The 17,068-nt window shown below is 36.3% G+C and carries 10 protein-coding genes; 4 read left to right on the plus strand and 6 right to left on the minus strand.

The window, feature by feature from the left end; all coding sequences use genetic code 11:
- Window positions 1-126: 126 nt before the first annotated feature.
- Both D5R40_RS01385 and D5R40_RS01390 read right to left on the minus strand, forming a co-directional pair.
- Window positions 127-2,361 (minus strand): CHASE2 domain-containing protein, encoded by a 2,235-nt coding sequence (locus tag D5R40_RS01385; RefSeq protein ID WP_124154145.1) that lies wholly within the window; start codon window positions 2,359-2,361, stop codon window positions 127-129.
- Window positions 2,362-2,510: 149 nt separating this feature from the next.
- The gene (locus D5R40_RS01390) at window positions 2,511-3,245 is read right to left on the minus strand and encodes a DUF928 domain-containing protein (RefSeq protein ID WP_124146333.1); all 735 of its coding nucleotides are present in this window, start codon (window positions 3,243-3,245) and stop codon (window positions 2,511-2,513) included.
- A 1,384-nt stretch (window positions 3,246-4,629) separates the two neighbouring features.
- Here D5R40_RS01390 and D5R40_RS01395 point away from each other — a divergent pair.
- The 4 genes from D5R40_RS01395 (at window position 4,630) to D5R40_RS01405 (ending at window position 7,586) form a co-directional block, all read left to right on the plus strand.
- Complete coding sequence (locus D5R40_RS01395) at window positions 4,630-4,923, plus strand: hypothetical protein (RefSeq protein ID WP_124146334.1); 294 nt, start codon at window positions 4,630-4,632, stop codon at window positions 4,921-4,923.
- Window positions 4,924-4,946: 23 nt separating this feature from the next.
- Window positions 4,947-5,078, plus strand: coding sequence for a hypothetical protein (locus D5R40_RS40645; protein WP_282433595.1), 132 nt, complete (start codon window positions 4,947-4,949; stop codon window positions 5,076-5,078).
- A 288-nt stretch (window positions 5,079-5,366) separates the two neighbouring features.
- Window positions 5,367-6,662: a type IV pilus twitching motility protein PilT gene (locus D5R40_RS01400; protein ID WP_124146335.1), complete on the plus strand. Its 1,296-nt coding sequence runs from the start codon at window positions 5,367-5,369 to the stop codon at window positions 6,660-6,662.
- Window positions 6,663-6,854: 192 nt separating this feature from the next.
- Window positions 6,855-7,586, plus strand: coding sequence for a circadian clock KaiB family protein (locus D5R40_RS01405; protein ID WP_240039095.1), 732 nt, complete (start codon window positions 6,855-6,857; stop codon window positions 7,584-7,586).
- 803 nt (window positions 7,587-8,389) lie between these two features.
- On the opposite strand, the gene D5R40_RS01410 is transcribed toward D5R40_RS01405, so the two are convergent.
- From D5R40_RS01410 to sbcC, 4 genes are all read right to left on the minus strand, one after another.
- The gene (locus tag D5R40_RS01410) at window positions 8,390-9,904 is read right to left on the minus strand and encodes a thioredoxin-like domain-containing protein (protein ID WP_124154146.1); all 1,515 of its coding nucleotides are present in this window, start codon (window positions 9,902-9,904) and stop codon (window positions 8,390-8,392) included.
- Window positions 9,905-10,146: 242 nt separating this feature from the next.
- Window positions 10,147-12,846 (minus strand): tyrosine-protein kinase family protein, encoded by a 2,700-nt coding sequence (locus D5R40_RS01415; RefSeq protein ID WP_124154147.1) that lies wholly within the window; start codon window positions 12,844-12,846, stop codon window positions 10,147-10,149.
- 11 nt (window positions 12,847-12,857) lie between these two features.
- Complete coding sequence (locus D5R40_RS01420; protein ID WP_124154148.1) at window positions 12,858-13,307, minus strand: HEPN domain-containing protein; 450 nt, start codon at window positions 13,305-13,307, stop codon at window positions 12,858-12,860.
- A 421-nt stretch (window positions 13,308-13,728) separates the two neighbouring features.
- On the minus strand, window positions 13,729-16,779 hold the full coding sequence (gene sbcC, locus D5R40_RS01425) for an exonuclease subunit SbcC (protein WP_124154149.1): 3,051 nt from the start codon (window positions 16,777-16,779) through the stop codon (window positions 13,729-13,731).
- Window positions 16,780-17,068: the final 289 nt, after the last annotated feature.

A 17,068-nucleotide genomic window follows, 5' to 3' on the forward strand; every position in this document is an offset into this window, starting at 1 on the left:
TCTTTATAGTTTTTTTATAGTCATCTTTTGTGTAACAAAGCGGTGTTTTACCTAAAATGACATCATACCAAATATTTGAACTATCAAAACTCATCAATCAGACTTAATACTACTAAAAATTAACCACTAACTTTGCAGCGATTTATACAAAGATTCTAATTTAGCAGAAACATTTGGAGGTTTAGCCGTAAAACGAATATAAAAATTACCATTTTCTCCTGATTTCTCTAAAACTTTGCCATAAACATCCTCACTTTCTTTTCCATCCCAGATAAAATTAAGCTTAATATTAATCAAAGCTGGTGGAAGATGATCTCGTGTTTGCACAACCTGAATTTCTGCTTCTTTTTCTGATAATTTGATTAAGCTTCCTTTTTGCAAACAATCACCGACATTTTTGCCATCTAATACTACATAATTTAGAGATATTGTTTCTGTGAGTGGGAGATAATGTTCTTCTTCTTTTGTCAAAAATAAATTATATTTACCATCAATACCAGCAACATCATAAATCGTAATTGGTTTTTTAACTCCTTTTGGCATTACTTCTTTTTCATCATTAATTTTAATTATCGGTCCCACATTTTTTAAGGTTGTCTCAGAAATTAAAATTTGACCACCTGTAGTATAAGATTCAATCCGATAAGTTAAATTTACCTGACTGCCTACCACACCATATTTTGTTCGTTTATCAGAGCCAATATTACCAACAACAACCTCTCCAGTATTAATACCAATTCCCATTTCTAATGGCGGTAAACCCCATTCTTTCATCTGTTTATTCACAGGTTCCATAGCTAATTGCATATCAATAGCACAAGCAACAGCTCTTACCGGGTCGTCTTCTCTAGTTATAGGGGCACCGAATAAAACCAAAATTCCATCCCCCATAAACTCATCAATAGTTCCCTGATACTTAGTAATTACATCTGCCATATATCCCAGATAAAAGTTAAGAATTTTCACAACTTCTTCTGGTGTTATACGTTCTGATGTGGCAGTAAATCCTCTTAAATCGGAAGTTAAAATTGTGATGTTTCGGCGTTCACCTCCTAGCTTTAATCCTCCTGGACTTTCTAATAAAGTAGCCACTACTTCATCAGTTAAATAACGACCAAAAGTTTTGCGAATATCTTGTGCAGTACGAGCAATATAAGTTGTAATTGTAACTGCTGATCCAGTCAGACCTAAAAACGCAGGAATTACTGGCAACCACCAATTCCATACAAAAGCAGTATAGGTGCTAGCGAATAAGACTATACCTGAAGCGAACATTGTCAAGACTTTCCAAATAGAAAAATAGCTAACACCACCAGCAGTACGCCATTTCCAAGTTGTAGCTGCTCCCACCAAAGACCAGAATAAAATCCACGCCCACTCAAGAGGTTCCCCCCAAATCTGAATCAGAGAACGACCATCCATAGCAGAACTAATTAGTTGACTGATTAGATTAGCATGAACTTCTACCCCACTCATGGGTTCTAGAGTTGTAATTAAGTTACTACTGTAGGGAGTAGAAAATAAATCATTAAAGCCTTCACTGACTGCTCCAATCAAGATGATGCGATCGCGACCCCAATCAGCAGGCACTCTGTCTTCAAGAATATCCATCATGGAAACAATCTCAAAGTAACGACTCGGACCCCGGTAGTTTAAAAGCATTAAATAACCACCTGCATCTGCTCTAATATAACCACCATCATTGGCTTCAAATGGCTCTATTATTGTCTTTCCTAGCTGAAATTTGTCACCATCAATTTTCTCTAGACTAATATCAAGAGTATCTAAATAACGCAAAGCAATATGAGAAGCAAAACTCCAGACATTTTCTCCGTTTTGTAGCGTGATATATAAATAGCCTCGTCGAATTTTTTTATCTGGGTCTACCTTTACATCATTAGCACCTGCTTGATGATTAGTTTCCAGAGCTGGTGGTGCTTCTAATACGTCATTTTGCCTTTCCCCCACTACTTTTTTAATTCCTACCAAGTTGGAGGTAGACTGGAATACTTTCACTAAGTCCTGATGGCCAGGTTCTACAGGTAAGTCTCGATAAATGTCTAAACCAATAACTTTTGGCTCCATTGCTTTTAATTTATTCAGCAATTTAGCGTAAATAGCGTCAGGAAAAATTGGCTGCCCGACTGCTCTGACATCATCTTCATTAATACCTACAATCACAATGCGATTGTCTGGACTCTCCAAAGGCCGTAATCGCATATATTGGTCATAAGTTGCCCATTCCCAAGCTTGTAGTAAGCCAAGAAAACGTAGTATAATTACTAACCCTGTTACGGTGGGGGCGGTAATCCATACACCATACCACTGATAAAAAAAATTCTTGCATTTATTCCATAACATTGGTGTAAGCTGCTCTGTAGAAATTAAAAGTTTTTGGGGGAGGGTAAAAAAAAACAGATCTATCTGCCCACCTTTACCATGAAATCAATGTGAGAGTAGTTTACCAGACTCAACTTAGTTACTGACAGCTATTTCAATGCTAACTTAATTTATTCTTCTACTTGACAGCAGGGTGCAAAGGGTTCAGAAGCAATCTCGTGTAATCCTACTGATGTGAGTAATTCTTCCCACTCTGTTGGGTAAGAATTGCGTAACTCGGCCACGGTAGCGATCGTTTCATTCCAAATCTTTGCTTTTGCATATATTTCTGCTTGTTCAAGGGGACTAGCATTTTTTAAGCTATTTTCTAAGTCTGAACTGATTTCTACTTTTTTGACAATTCCTTCAACAGATTCGTTAGCACTGTGATCCCATTCATCGCAAATCATAGCAAATCTCCAAGTATATTCTTTATTAGTTGTCAAACTTACATTTTTTGGCAGGGCAAGTTTCACAATACCAGAAGTCTCGGAAATATCTAATTTAGTTAAATAGATGCTCTTACCTGATTTATCAAATACTTCAAATTCTGCTGACTCTGCTTTGTGTTCGGGAACATACACGAAAAACTTGGGATGATCGGCAACTGTTGTTCCGACATTATCTCCTGGCATTAAGGCTGTCAATTTGGTTTGACCAGGAGTACAGTAGGATTCTGGAGCGCGAGTACCCCCACCTCTTGTTCTTCCTGAGCTTGCTCTTTGTGGCCCAGAAGGAAATTCTACACTAATCAACAATTCTGCGGTTGACTGTGCTTGTACTAACTGCACGCCTGAAAAAGTTACAATAATTGGGGATGTAGCTAAAGCCAAAAGTCCCCAAAACTTGATATTTTGCCTCGCCATAATCAATGATATCTCCTTTTTTTGATATTTTCACTATTTCGTATAATTTTAACATATCTCTAAATCAGTTTTTATCGATATATTAATTTACTTCATACTTTTAATTATTTATCTTTGATAGATTATTACTGATAATTAATCTGAGATGCAGTTGAATTTTTATACATGAAGTGATTAGAGGTCAGGAAAAAGAATAGAGTCAAGAAGGATAGGGCAGAATAAACTTTTTTGAAAGCTCATTAAGCGGACATGATATAACCTATTAAATATTGCTAATCAATAGAAAAAACCACAAAAAATATTTACGCTATATCTTGCAGTAGAGGAGTGAGAAGATCAAAAAATTGTTGTAATTTGTTCTTCATATACTAACTTAAAGATCGATATAGCAATCCTAAATAGATCGTGACAAATCAAAAAGTAAATAAAAAAACTGAAACTCTTACCTGTTCTCTGTTCCCAGTTAAGTGTTCCCTAAAAAGCAGTAAGATTTTTGACACGAATAAAATAGGATTGCTATATCAGCAACCAAAAGGAAAAAAGATTAAATTTTGATCTTGATAAAAAAGTTTATGGATAGAGGTAAAGTCCTACTAAATTTTTCCAGTAATTTCCTCTAAAACTAACATTTTTTTGGGAAAATTCTATATTTAGCGAAATTGGATTTGTTGGATTTGATATACTAAGTAAGGGATCATCAGAAAGTAAATCTAAAATAGATCTGAGAGGATAGGCAAACTGATTAAGTATAGTCATCAAGGAAGACAAAATAGAACAACATTTAGGAAAATCTTGATTTGTTGGTGTAGCTACCATTTGAATCAGTGAACAGTTAACAATTATTTAATTAGCATTCTGGGGAGGAACTGCGGAATTCAGGTGTATGATGGAAAATGAGCAACCCGCCACAAAGGTGCAGCACGCACTTTTCAAGCAGAAACGTGGGGGTATTAACCTGTTAAAAATATTAACTGTTAACTGATGAGTGATAAATAACATCTTTAAATACTGAGTTAATTGACAATATCTCACAAAAATTTTTAACAATAGTCTGTTTTTTTAGGAGATGTATTATATCAAGTTGTTAGTGATGTATACAAAAATTGTCTACTTATCCGGCCTCTCTTTTTGAATAGTCCCAATCTGGTGAAAAGATAGTTAAGCTACTCTATATAAATACAGCTTTTTATTTGGGCAAAGTATATATTCTAGCTTAAAGGTAGCAATGCAAAGGTTATTTTCCTTAAAGTGAAAAAAGCTGTAAATACTTTTCACATATTCTCTCAAATCAGGCTAGTAATTATTATTCAAAGCCATTAATATTTTGAGTCTGTCGCTCAAACAACCTGACATTTACAGTAGCAGATTTAAGAAATGAGGTAGTATGACTATTTTATTATTAAAACAACTCGGTTTGATTTCTGTTATACCTATATTTTTAATAATATCTTTTGAGTATCCTTCTTTGTCAAAAAATTATACTCAAAATCAAAAAATCTCAGATCATGAAGCAAACAATATATTAAAACTGAACAAACCTCAATCTACTAAACTTCAAAATCAACCTGCTAATAAATATCTAAAAAATAGAATAGAAGTATCTGAAAATGGATGTATAATTAAGAACTTGAGATTGAGAAATGGTATGAAGATCAAAATAAGACAAAATTGCAATTAAGTGAAATTTAAAAAAAATCAGGTTTGAAGAAGGAGTCAGGTAGGGGAGCCGTCGGATTGGTGACGTACAGGAGTCATAAAAATGTGGTCTATGGGGATTCTAACCCCAGCAACCACATTTGCACCACAGGTGATGATGGGTTATTAAACCCATAAGGGATAAAGATAAATAATACAAGTATTTTACAGCCAAAAATAAGGAATTAAATTAAATTTACCGATCATTATTGAAGTCTTAAAAAGTCAAATAATACTCTAGTAATAGCAATTTAAAAAAGTAAGACTTAACAATAAATTTAAGTAGGCAATAAACCTTTTTAAGCCTAATGTTGTTGGTATCCAAAAAATAATTAAATATTTTAAATACTACCCATTTTAACTTGCCATTAGAATTAGAATATATTTGTTGACTGCAATATCCGAATTCAGCAAGGTAATGCAACTATGACACAAACACCACCACCTCGTCCCCCAGCTCCTCGTCCTCCAGGAGGCCGTGGTTTACCGCGTCCCCCAGCTCCACCTAGTCCACCAGCAGCAAGAAGACCGCCAACATCTCCTCCAACTTCTGCCGATCCTCCAGCATCATCAACACCTGTTTCTCAACAACTAATTCCTCCAACGGAAACAGCACCAGTACCTCAAATAGCAACTCCTGGTAGTCCACAACTGGGTTATGGACAAATTCCGCTGACAGATATTGTCCGGCGAGCTAATCAAGAAGGTGTTTCAGATGTTCATTTAGGGGTGAAAGAAATACCACGGTTCCGCAAACTTGGAGACCTTCTACCGCTTGAATATCCAGAAACTGACTTGAACACCTTTATGTTTTGGTTGCGAGAAATTCTTACAGATGAAGAAATTCGTCGATTCCAAGAAAATCTTGACTTTGATGGTGCTGCGGACTTAGGTTTTGTCAGGATTAGGATTAGCTTGTTTGACTCTCTTGCAGGTCCAGGGATGGTTTTACGACTGATTGGATCTAAAATCCTAACTATGGAACAACTTAAATTGCCAGGAGTCTTGAAGAAAGTCTGCCATTACCATAAAGGGTTAATTTTGGTGACCGGACCTACAGGTTGTGGTAAGTCCACCACCATGGCGGCGATGATTGATTATATGAACAATACTTTTCCTTATCATGTCATCACTATCGAAGACCCTGTAGAATTTGTCCATGAAAGCCGAAAATGTTTGATCAAGCACCGGGAAGTAGGTAGACATACTCTAAAATTCTTCAATGCTCTTAAAGGTGCTCTCCGTCAAGACCCTGACTTAATGTTAGTAGGGGAAATTCGAGATAAGGAAACGGTGGGAATTGCAATTAAAGCTGCTTCTACAGGACATTTGGTGATGGGAACATTGCACACCAACAGTGCCATCAAGACTCTGACTCGTATTTTGGATATGTTTTCTGCTGAGGAGCAACCAGCGATTAAATTAGCTCTTTCAGAAATTCTGGTAGCAATTATTGCTCAGTTGTTGTGCAAAACTACTGATGGTAAGCGGGCAGCTTTCCATGACATTTTGATTAATACTGATGTAATTAAGGAATATATTATTAAAGACCAGTATGAAGACATTAACCAAATTATGCTCAAAGATACTTATGAAGGTATGATTACTATGAATAGGTCTTTGTTTGAGCTTTACCAAGAAGGTCGAATTACAGAAGAAACAGCAATAGATCAATCTCCTTACCCAAATGAAATGGCTATGATGTTACGAGGTAGAATTTAAAAAGATTGTGAAGTTTTAAATTTTAAGTTCTCAGGATGAACTAGAGTATAAGTTAAGGTTACAGTTTTAAGTTAAGCTAATGCCTTAAGCAGTTGAGTTTAATGGAAAAACTCAAAAGTCTGTAGTCGATCCTAATTGATTTTCTTGAAACCAGCTCCAGTAAAATTTCCCCTGTTGTTCAAGGGTATTGCCTTGTTTACACCTGGGGGAGATTTAATTTATTGTATAGACCCAAGTAAACAAAATCGATGGCATCTACACCTCTGTGTAGAGCTACAAGAAATATTGGGGTTATCAGAACCACCTCATTTCTTAATACCAGGATACACTGCAACTATTGATAAATGGTTAGACCATCGCACTCAAAAAGTCCAAGTTTCTGCTGAAGCTTATGCTCCAGTCTTAAGATATCAGATATTACTTAATGCCATTTTTAAGACTGATGACTTGATTTGGCAACCTGCTCCTTGGTCAGAGGAATTTTGTAATCCAATGGTAATTGCTAGTTATTACGACCAGTTTTCTCAACTCTGGGAAAATCATGACCTTGTTGTACATCTTGAGCAGCAAGAGGTTAATCTGGATTCAACTCCAGAGAAATTTTTGACCTCCAGTCTCGACCTACAACTAGAAAAACCAAAAGTTCAAGGGTCTGTTCTTCGCTTATTTGTATCGGGTAACAATATTGGCACTGAGCGGACTCTCAAGAGTCTGCACCAAATATTAGAAAAGTCTCTTTCTCATCCTTATACTTTAAAGGTAATAGATGTGTTGCAAAATCCGGAACAAGCTGAAGCAGATCAAATTACTGCTACTCCTACGCTGATTAGGGTTTGGCCTCTACCTGTGCGGAGAATTGTTGGGGAATTTAATGATGTGGAAAAAATTATTAAGTTGTTGGAAGGTGTTAATTCTAGATTTTAAATGTTAGATTTTTTTAGCGTTTGGTAGTAAAACTTTTCAAATTTATAGTGCTACGCGCTAGGGAATAGGGAACAGGGAATAGCAAACTGTCAAAGGGTTTTAGCATTGAAAAATGTCCTAAGAGACTGTTTGTAAAGTTTTGTAGTATACAATGATTGACCTTTAAACTGTAACAACTTGGTTATTTATCCCAGATTTATAGGCTGAAATACCCAATTTGCCAGGGGTAAAAACACTTCATAATTCTTTACAAACGACCTCTAACCAATTCTTGTAGTGCTATAGTATGAAACAACCTATGACATTCCAGCAGCTAAGATGAATTTTTTAGTTGCTGGTAATGCTTGTATACTAACAATTCACTAACTACGGCTTGCTGATTAAATCTAAAAGCATTGACATATAAAGACAAGTGCCTTTTTGGGGTCGAAAAAAGTGTCTGGTTTTCAGCTCTTCATACTCATGCATGGAGCGTATTTTAGGCTCATAGTTGGGCAGAAAAATCATTCTTACAATTGTTATATCATGTCCGCTTAATTAGTGATAATACAGTTTTTAGGTTGTAGGTTGTAGGCGTTATATAGAATCCGGTTATATAGTATATGTTTATAACTATACTTAAAGCCTTCAATCTCCCCTACTCCCCTACTCCTCTACTCCCCCGAACTATATAATAAGTGTTCAACCGGATTTGATATTACTCCTACCTTCTCGCTCCCGATCCATTTCTCCCCTCCTGGGAGGGGGAGGGGCGAGGGGTGGGTTGTCTCCTACCTCTACTACAAGACTTTTGAGCGCAAACCCTAACTAGGTAAACAGACATCAGGAGCGCACAAACCAGGAAAATTTACGGTTGTGACTTGCAAGGTATCTAGCTCAACTTTGCGGATAATACAATTATTTGTATCTGCAATAAATAAATGTTGCGCGATCGCACTTAATCCTGATGGCTCAAAAAATTGACAATTAATACCTTGTCCATCTTGATGACCGGCGGTGCCATCTCCCAACATGGTAAGGCATAAACCTGCGTGATATTCTACCCGCTTAATTTTGTGATTATAGGTATCAGCAACCCAGACATAATTTTGGGTATATTCTATTCCCAAACAATGCTGTAGCAAAACTTCTGGACCTCGGCCATCTTTGTCGCCAAAGCCAAATAGTCCTCCACTACCACAAATAGTCCGCACTTTCGGATGCTCATTAATACCTACTGCTCGAATAGAACTAATTTCACTGTCAGCCACAAATAATTCATTGCCATCCGTACTAATACCGCTAGGTTGAGCAAAAGCAGATTCTGTCAGAGAGCCATCTACACAAGCTTCTGCACCAGTCCCTGCATAAGTGCTAATCATCCCAGTATCCAGTTGCAACAGCCAAATTTGATGGGAACCTGCCATAGCAATAAAAATGCGATCGCCTATCTTGTCCACATCCCAAGGTGAATTAAGTCTAGTTTCTCTAGCAACTCCACTATGAGGCGAAATTTGATAACTCTTTTCTCCAGTACCTGCAATAGTCTCCACCTGCTGAGTTGTAAAATCAATTTTGCGCAAAGCATGATTTTCTGTATCGGCAACATATAAAACTTGATTCTTGGCATCAAAAGTCATACCTTGGGGAGCAAAAAATTGAGCTTCAGAAAATGAACCATTAATTAATCCTGGTTTCCCAGTACCAATAATGTGCAAAACTTCTCCCTCAAGAGTACTAACAACAATACGATGATGTCCTGAGTCGGCGACAAATAATTGATTAGTATCACTATCAGCGAGAACTTTACCAGGAAAAGCTAAAGGTGTAGTCAAAGGTTGCTTTTGTTTTTCTAGAATTGAGCTAACTTCACTAAAATTAATAGTACCTTTGTCTTGATGTTCTTCTATCAACTTACCAATAATTTCATCCAAGAAATCACGTTTACCTTCACCAGAAACAGACCCTACTATATACCCTTCTGGATCGATAATTTTGAAAGTAGGCCATGCACGAACAGCATATTGTTGCCAAACTCTCGATCCACTGTCCACTAAAACAGGATGTCCAATGTCGTAGCGGAGGATAGCTTGGCGGACATTTTCCACATCTTTTTCATTCTCGAATTTTGCTGAGTGGACACCGATAACAGTCAGACTATCTGGATATTTTTGTTCTAGGAATTTTAGGTCTGGTAGAACGTGGAGGCAATTGATGCAACAGTAAGTCCAGAAGTCGAGGATAACCACTCGTCCTTTCAGAGATTCGAGGGATAGTGGTTTGTCTGTATTTAGCCAGGGATAATTTTGGGGCAGTTTAGGTGCTCTGATACGGGACATAACAATTAATAATTAATAATTAATAACTGGACAGTACAAAGTTATGAGTGGAAAGAAACTATGTTAGCAATGGATAATTAGAAATATAGCAATCATATTTCAGTTGTAAGATTTTAGTTGTAATTCTGGGGAAGTGACGTAATATAAAAGGATTTTGATTTATCTTAATTGTTCTTAAACATCTCATAAATCATTCCTGATTGCTATAGTTTTCATTATCCATTATTCATTAGATTTTTTACCTAACGTTGCCCTTTGCGAATCATACCCAGTCCATACAAATATAGTTCAGCAACACTATAAACACGAGCAGACTGGGAGGGATCTTTACGGCGCAAATATTCTTGGAAAATACCTGCATCCATCATTTCCTTAAGACGAGTAGTTAACTCTGTACCTTCAATTTCCCATATTTCTGTTAGTCGATTTTCATCAATAGGAGAACGTTCACCCTGGAGTTTATCCAATAATTTTTCCAGTTCAGGATATTCGTTGCGCACTTCATTGACACGCTGCTTAGATACCTCTGGTAAAACATCAGACAATGAGCGAGGTCGCAAAATTCTACTATCTGTGTATTCTGTTGATAAATTTTTCTCTCTTTTAACTGCTTCGTCTAAAAGCAATATCAAGCTTCGAGGGAAGCGGTTATCTTGACTGTCAGCGGTTCGTTTACGTACCCAATTATATGTGTAAGCAGCTTTGCCACGACCCATCTTTTCGCCCCACAGAGGAAAAAGACTTTTGCGTAATTGCTTTAATTCAATATTCTCAAGTCGTTCAACTTTTACTCCTGATTCCTGATTGATAGTTTGGCTAAGACTGCGAGAATTATTGAGAACTTGACGTAGTACAAGTCGCCAGAGATCGGCTTCTTCCCACTTCAATTCAAGCGATCGCCCACTGACGTAATGTCCTTTGTTAGTAAAGTTAAGTTGATTCCAAATATCCTCTCGTAAAAATATCTTAGGCACAATATATTTAAGACCAATGCCACTTTCCAACCACCAAGCGAGCAAAGCTTCTAATGCTTTCCTTCGTCGCTGATAGTCTTCTTGACTATAACCAAATCCTGTATCTAACTCATCATAGAGGAGCCAAACTCGTCGGTTATTTTCTTCCAACCATGAGTTAATATCTCGTAGTTGGTCAAAAGTTTCGAGACTAGCTGTTGACGATTTTGCTTGTTCAACTAACCATGAAACTATATCAGCACTTCTAGGTTTCTCAGTAGCTATTAAACCTTTTAAATTATCATTAATATTAGGGAGTGACTGCAACTCTGGCAAAGAAGAACATAATTGCAATAAAGCATAATTTAACCAAAAATATTTCCAGCAATCATCGCCTACCTCACGTTCATAACTAGCTAGAGCAGTACCCTCTAAAATATAGCTTTTGATTGTAGGTTTACCATGTCCCGCAATAAAATTAACATTACCGATCTCTTGATAATAACCAGCTAGTTTTTTAGCTTCTTCTGGTTGCTCTACAAATAGTCTAAATAACAAACTTTTTCCTGTACCTTTAGCACCTCGAATTAGCCAATTTTTATCGCTTAAAAATTTGGGGAAATCTTCTGTACGTTGAAATATTTCTGGAATTTTTTCTGGTTCTATATCTTGTGCTGTTGCTGCTATAAAATTCAACTCATTTAAAATAGTTTTCTTGGTAGCTTTCTCAACAATAGTGTCAGTTGTTAGACTAGGTTTAATATCTGGTAAACTAGCATCAATTACTTCTGCAATTGAGAGATAATTATCTAGTAAACTTTTAGGTACATCATTAACAAGACTTGACAAAGTGCTAATGTTAGGATTGTAGTTAATTTCATAGTAAAGTTCGTTAACTGTTGTATAGCTTGGCACTCTCCAATTCTTCTCTATCCAATCTTCAACTTCATAGATCCAAATTTGACGTTGTTCTGCAGCAACAGCAGGCATAGGTGTGAGGACAAAACGTAAATCTGGTCTGCCTCGATATTGGCATTGTTTACTAACAGTTTGTACAATCCAACTTAACCCTTTAAAACTTTGGTCAGTTGGTGAAAAACAGATAATTCCTAAATCAGCTAAATCTAATAAAGCAATAGCGCTAGTATCATTAAATCCAGGACGAGCATCAATTAAAATTACATCAGGATTTAGTTGTTCTTTAATATCTTCAATTAATTGTTGAACAGGATTATTGTCTCTGCGATAAAAAGCCTGTAAAGTTCCCCGGTCTAGTTCAGCTAAACGATGAATATAATTTTCATCATATTCTCCAACTGGAACTAAAAAGAGTTCGCCACGGGCTTTTATTTCTACTTGATAAATGCAACTTTCAATAGGAGGAAATTTTTCTTCTGGGGTGAGAAAGCGTTGGTATAAATAATCTAATACACCATAATTTTCTTGATTAATCAGCTCAATATCTGACTCCAATAAAATTGAAATTCCTGGTGCTTCTAAATCAAAATCTACTATTACTACTCGACGTTTTTTTTCAGTAGCTAATATTCCGGCAACTAAACCTAGTGCAGTAGAACGACCAACTCCTCCTCTAAAAGAATAGAAAGTTGCTATTAAAGGAGTTTTAAAAACATCTTCTTCATTTGGTTCTTTAGTTTCCTCTGGTTCTGATGACATGAGAATATCTGACCATAAAGGTAACTGAAGTTGAGTATATTCAGGAGGTTGTTCTGTTGCTTCTTCAGGAGTTAATAAGTCATAGCTTAAAATTGGGTATTTACTCAAATTAAAGTCTATATAGGCTAATATTTCATCAATCTTTTGTTCGCGCTCTTCTAAAGATTTTTCTTGAAATAAATTGGTAATAATTAAAATCTTTATCCAACCCAATGAATTGCGTATAACAGTTATTTTTGATGAATCATCTTCAGCTACTAATATTGTACTTAAATGAGTTTTAATTTTTGTAGGTAAAGTATTGAAATCCATAATTATCAAGTTTATCCTTGTTTATCTAGCAATAATCTGTGTAATTTTTCGACAGCTTTGATAAATCTTTCACTATCTTGTTCTTGACCACTTTTATCTGAGTAGCGTAATCGATCGTTGTGCCATAAAGATGAGACTGTATTCCAAGCATCTTTATAACTATTAGTACGATCTAAAGCGATCGCTCTTTGTACCGAGTTTACATAATCTAGAAAAACAGCCAGATTATGTAAATTTGAACCTTGTATTTTTATTTTTTTGTATGCTTTTGTATCTTTGAAGTTATGTTTTTTTTCCTCATAACAAATGAGAGATTTTAAGGCGCATTCAATAGCATAACCACCCATATAAATAGCACCATTCCATCGTTTTTGACCATGTAGCACTCTAGCATCTTCAAGACGACGACGAGAAGCACCTAACTGAATGCTTCTGCCATAAGTATCTGGCGTATTTGGCAAAAAATAGACCTCCTTTCATTGATTGATAATGGATCATGAATAATGGATAATTATATCATGTCCGATGGGGCACGTTTGTGTAAACCCAAAGGTGAATATCTATAGTAAATTTAAATTTTTTTCTTGCTTTTAGGTATTCCTGACTGTTCCTTGTTCCCTGTTCCCTACCTTTGCTATACAATATTGATGCTATCGGACATGATATCAGTCAAATTGCAGGAGGTGTCTAATAGACATCTCCAGAAAAGAGGCAGTAGGCAGTAGGCAGTAGGCAGTAGGGAGAAAGAATTGATAATTTTTGTGTGAGAATTGATTTTATTTTTTATTTTTGGAGATGTCTAATAGCTAAAAGTCCTATATCCATTATCAATTAATGAATCCCTTCTTGCTTCTTCCCTCTTCCTTCTTTCTTCTTCCTTCTTTAAACAGATAACATAATTTGAGAACCTTGAGGGGTTTTACTAACTTCTATTCGTGCCTGAAAAGCTTCTTTAAAATGAGGAATATGAGTCACAGTTAAAATACAGGAAAAATCAGAAGAAATGGCATTAATAGCTGCAATTAATCTGTCGCATCCCTCGGCATCTTGAGTGCCAAATCCTTCATCAATAATCAGCAGTTGTAATGCAGTTCCAGAACGTTGTGCTAATAATTTTGACAATGCTAAACGAATGGCAAAGTTAACTCGAAAAGCTTCTCCACCGGAATAAGTTTCATAAGGTCTTGTTCCTTGAGTATCTGCAATTAAAATATCTAATGTATCTATCCATTTACTATTTTTTTTACTTCCTTTTGTGGCTTTTTGAGTCACGAATTGAATATGTAATTGATTACCACTTAATTTTGCCAAAATCTGATTTGTTTCAGCCTCTAACTGTGGCAAAATATTTTCAATCATTAGCGCCTGAATACCTTTTTTGCCAAAAGCTAAAGATAATTCTTGATAAACTCGATATTGCCGTTTAGCAGTTTTTAATTGTTCCAATTGTTGACTGGTTTGAACTTTCAATTTCTCTAAATGTTGTAACTGCTGTTCTACTTTTCCTAAACTTCCCAACTGTTCATCTAACTGCCGACGACGGTCTTGAATTTTTTTATCTAAAAATAGAATCTTTTCATCCGCATCAGGAGTTTGTTCTAACTGTTGATTTAAAGTAAAAATCTGGCTTTTAATTCCTGCTAAATCTTGTTGCTGATTTTCTATAACTTCTTTCAATTCATTAATTCGTTTTAGTAGGTGGGGATATTGTTTTTGAGCCTGACATAATTTTTCGATACGAGTTAACCAAAATTGTGTCTTTCTCAATTCAGACCTCACACAATTATGCTCTTCTAAATCATATCCAATTTCAGCAATTTCTCTCTCAATCACAATAATTTGCTGTTGTACTTGAGAAGTTTGTTTTTGCTGCTCCAACTCCTGTTTTAAACTAACTATTTGCCCTTCAATTTCTGGCAGATGAACCCTAATTTTCCCCAACTTTGTCTCTGCATCTTTTATCTGCCCATACTTAATTTCTGCCCACCTTAATTTCTTCTCTTCTTGTCTAGCTAAACTATGACTCCGGTCATCATAATTAAGCTGTTGAATTTTTTCCTCTAAAATGCTAATTTCAGCATATAAATTAACTGCAAAATCTCCTGTCTGTAGCGATCGCTCTACCTGTCCCACTTCCTTTACTAACTCTTGCAATAAAGTTTCATCTTTGCCAATATTATCCAACTGCGCTTGTAAACTACCTCGACATTCCCGCAACTCATCATATTTCTCTAACTCTCCCTCTATTTGCCGATATTCCGTTCTCAAAACCTGAATTTCCCGCTCAGAAATAGCTAGTTGTTCCCGTGTAACCCATAATAAATCTCTAATTTCCTTTTGCTGACTCTGATGTTTGTTCACAACTAAATTCCAGTGATGTTCATCCAAAGGGCGATCGCATAATGGACAAGGTGGGTACTCTGTCACTCCTATTTCAATATTATCGGTACCTTTATTTAATAATTTCAACTTTTGATCTAACTCGGTAAGTCTAGTTTCGTAGTCTTTTTTATTGCGAACTAAACGTTCGAGAAAATGATGTCTTTCCTGTCCTTTTTCCTGTACCCGTCGCAGATAAACTCGCTTATTATCTAATTTAGAAATTTCTTCTACTACTTCCTGTAATGCTGTCTGTAGTTGAGGTTGCTTTTGCCGTTGAGTTTTTCTGAGTTGGTGCGTTCTAGAATTGAGTTCTTCCAAACGAGCGCTCAAACGTGCTTGCTCCCGTTCCAGTTCAGTTTGTAATTTTTGGCGTTGTTGTTGTAGTGGGGTAACTTCCACCTGTAATTTGTCTAGTTCATTTAATTTTGTTCTGGCAGTTTGTAGTTGTTCCAGAGCAGTTTCAATATCAGCACGTTTGCTCAAAATATCTAAATTTTCTTGTTCCTGTTGTTTGAGAGAATTTAACTGTGCTTGATGTTGCTGAATTTTGTTTTGTACTTCTTGCAGTTGTTGACGTTGTTTTTCCTGGAGTTGTTGACGCTGGTTCAGAGCATTTTGATGGGTTCTAAATTTTGCAGATAAATTCTCTTCGGTAGTTTGCAAGTTTTGGAAATGAGCATATCCAGCTTTAATTTCATTTTCCTGTTGCAAAACTGCTAATAGTTCATCTTGTTGTTGTTGAGTAGTTTTGAATTCCTGTTGGAGGCGATAACATTCTTGCACCAGTTTGTCATATTGTTGTTGTTGTCCGTGCAGTAGTTTTTCCCAGGTTTGACGATGGTTTTGTTGAATTTGCAGTTGTTTGAGTCGTTCTTTATCACATTCTTGTTGTTGCTGGAGTTGAGTAAGGGTAGTTTGGAGATGAGTCTGTTGTTTAGCGATCGCTTCTTTTTGTTGGAGTTGTTTTTGGTTTACTTCTAAAGTCTGTTCAAGTAATTCCACTTTCGCTTTGAACTGCCGAGCAGTATCTTTAGCTTTTTCCCCCAGGGTGTCATATTGGTCGAGTTTTAGGAGGTTGGCGAGAATTTCTTTCCGTTCATTAGGACGTTTGAGCATAAATTCATCTGCTCTACCTTGACGCAGATATGCTGAGTTAACGAATGTGTCGTAGTCGAGTTTGAGATGTTGGATAATAGTTTGTTGGGTTGCACGGACACCTTTTTGAGTCAGACTTTTAAACCGGGAACCAGTGCTAATTTGAAATTCTAGAGTAGCTGAACTTCCCCGACGACGACCACGAATAACACGGTAAACATTACCGTTGCTGCTAAAGGTGAAGTCTACCCGTACTTCTTTTTCTCCCAGACTGATAATATCATCTTCAGTAGCGGCGCGACTATTTCCCCACACCGACCAGGCGATCGCTTCCAGTAGAGAAGATTTTCCTGCACCATTTGGTCCGCAAATACAGGCAGTATGCAGACCTGTAAAATCTAGAGTTGCTTCCTGATAGCTGAGGAAATTTTTTAGTTGCAATTTTTGAGGAATCATTTTGTTATCGCACTTTTAGTTGTCAAGATTTATTAACAGGACTTACGCACAGACACTAAATCTAATGAGGGCGAATGCCATTTGCGCTCCGCAAAGCTCCGAATTGCGCCCCTACATATGGCGCTTTCAAGGTAAATTTGCGTAAGTCCTGACTAAAATAATGTTTCACTGAGTTTTGTTTTAACTAATTTGGTTGATGTTAATTCACCCTAGTTTTTGCTTTCTTTTCTACGTTACTTTTTAGAAAACAACTATATTAGTCTGGTTATATTTTTCACATTTTACATTA

The sequence above is a fragment of the Okeania hirsuta genome, from assembly GCF_003838195.1.
Taxonomy (GTDB): domain Bacteria; phylum Cyanobacteriota; class Cyanobacteriia; order Cyanobacteriales; family Microcoleaceae; genus Okeania; species Okeania hirsuta.

Excerpts from the sequence above, each read along its gene's own strand:
- D5R40_RS01385 (WP_124154145.1), bottom strand. The coding sequence starts at position 2,361 with ATGTTATGGAATAAATGCAAGAATTTTTTTTATCAGTGGTATGGTGTA.
- D5R40_RS01390 (WP_124146333.1), bottom strand. The coding sequence starts at position 3,245 with ATGGCGAGGCAAAATATCAAGTTTTGGGGACTTTTGGCTTTAGCTACA.
- D5R40_RS01395 (WP_124146334.1), top strand. The coding sequence starts at position 4,630 with ATGACTATTTTATTATTAAAACAACTCGGTTTGATTTCTGTTATACCT.
- D5R40_RS01400 (WP_124146335.1), top strand. The coding sequence starts at position 5,367 with ATGACACAAACACCACCACCTCGTCCCCCAGCTCCTCGTCCTCCAGGA.
- D5R40_RS01410 (WP_124154146.1), bottom strand. The coding sequence starts at position 9,904 with ATGTCCCGTATCAGAGCACCTAAACTGCCCCAAAATTATCCCTGGCTA.
- D5R40_RS01415 (WP_124154147.1), bottom strand. The coding sequence starts at position 12,846 with ATGGATTTCAATACTTTACCTACAAAAATTAAAACTCATTTAAGTACA.
- sbcC (WP_124154149.1), bottom strand. The coding sequence starts at position 16,779 with ATGATTCCTCAAAAATTGCAACTAAAAAATTTCCTCAGCTATCAGGAA.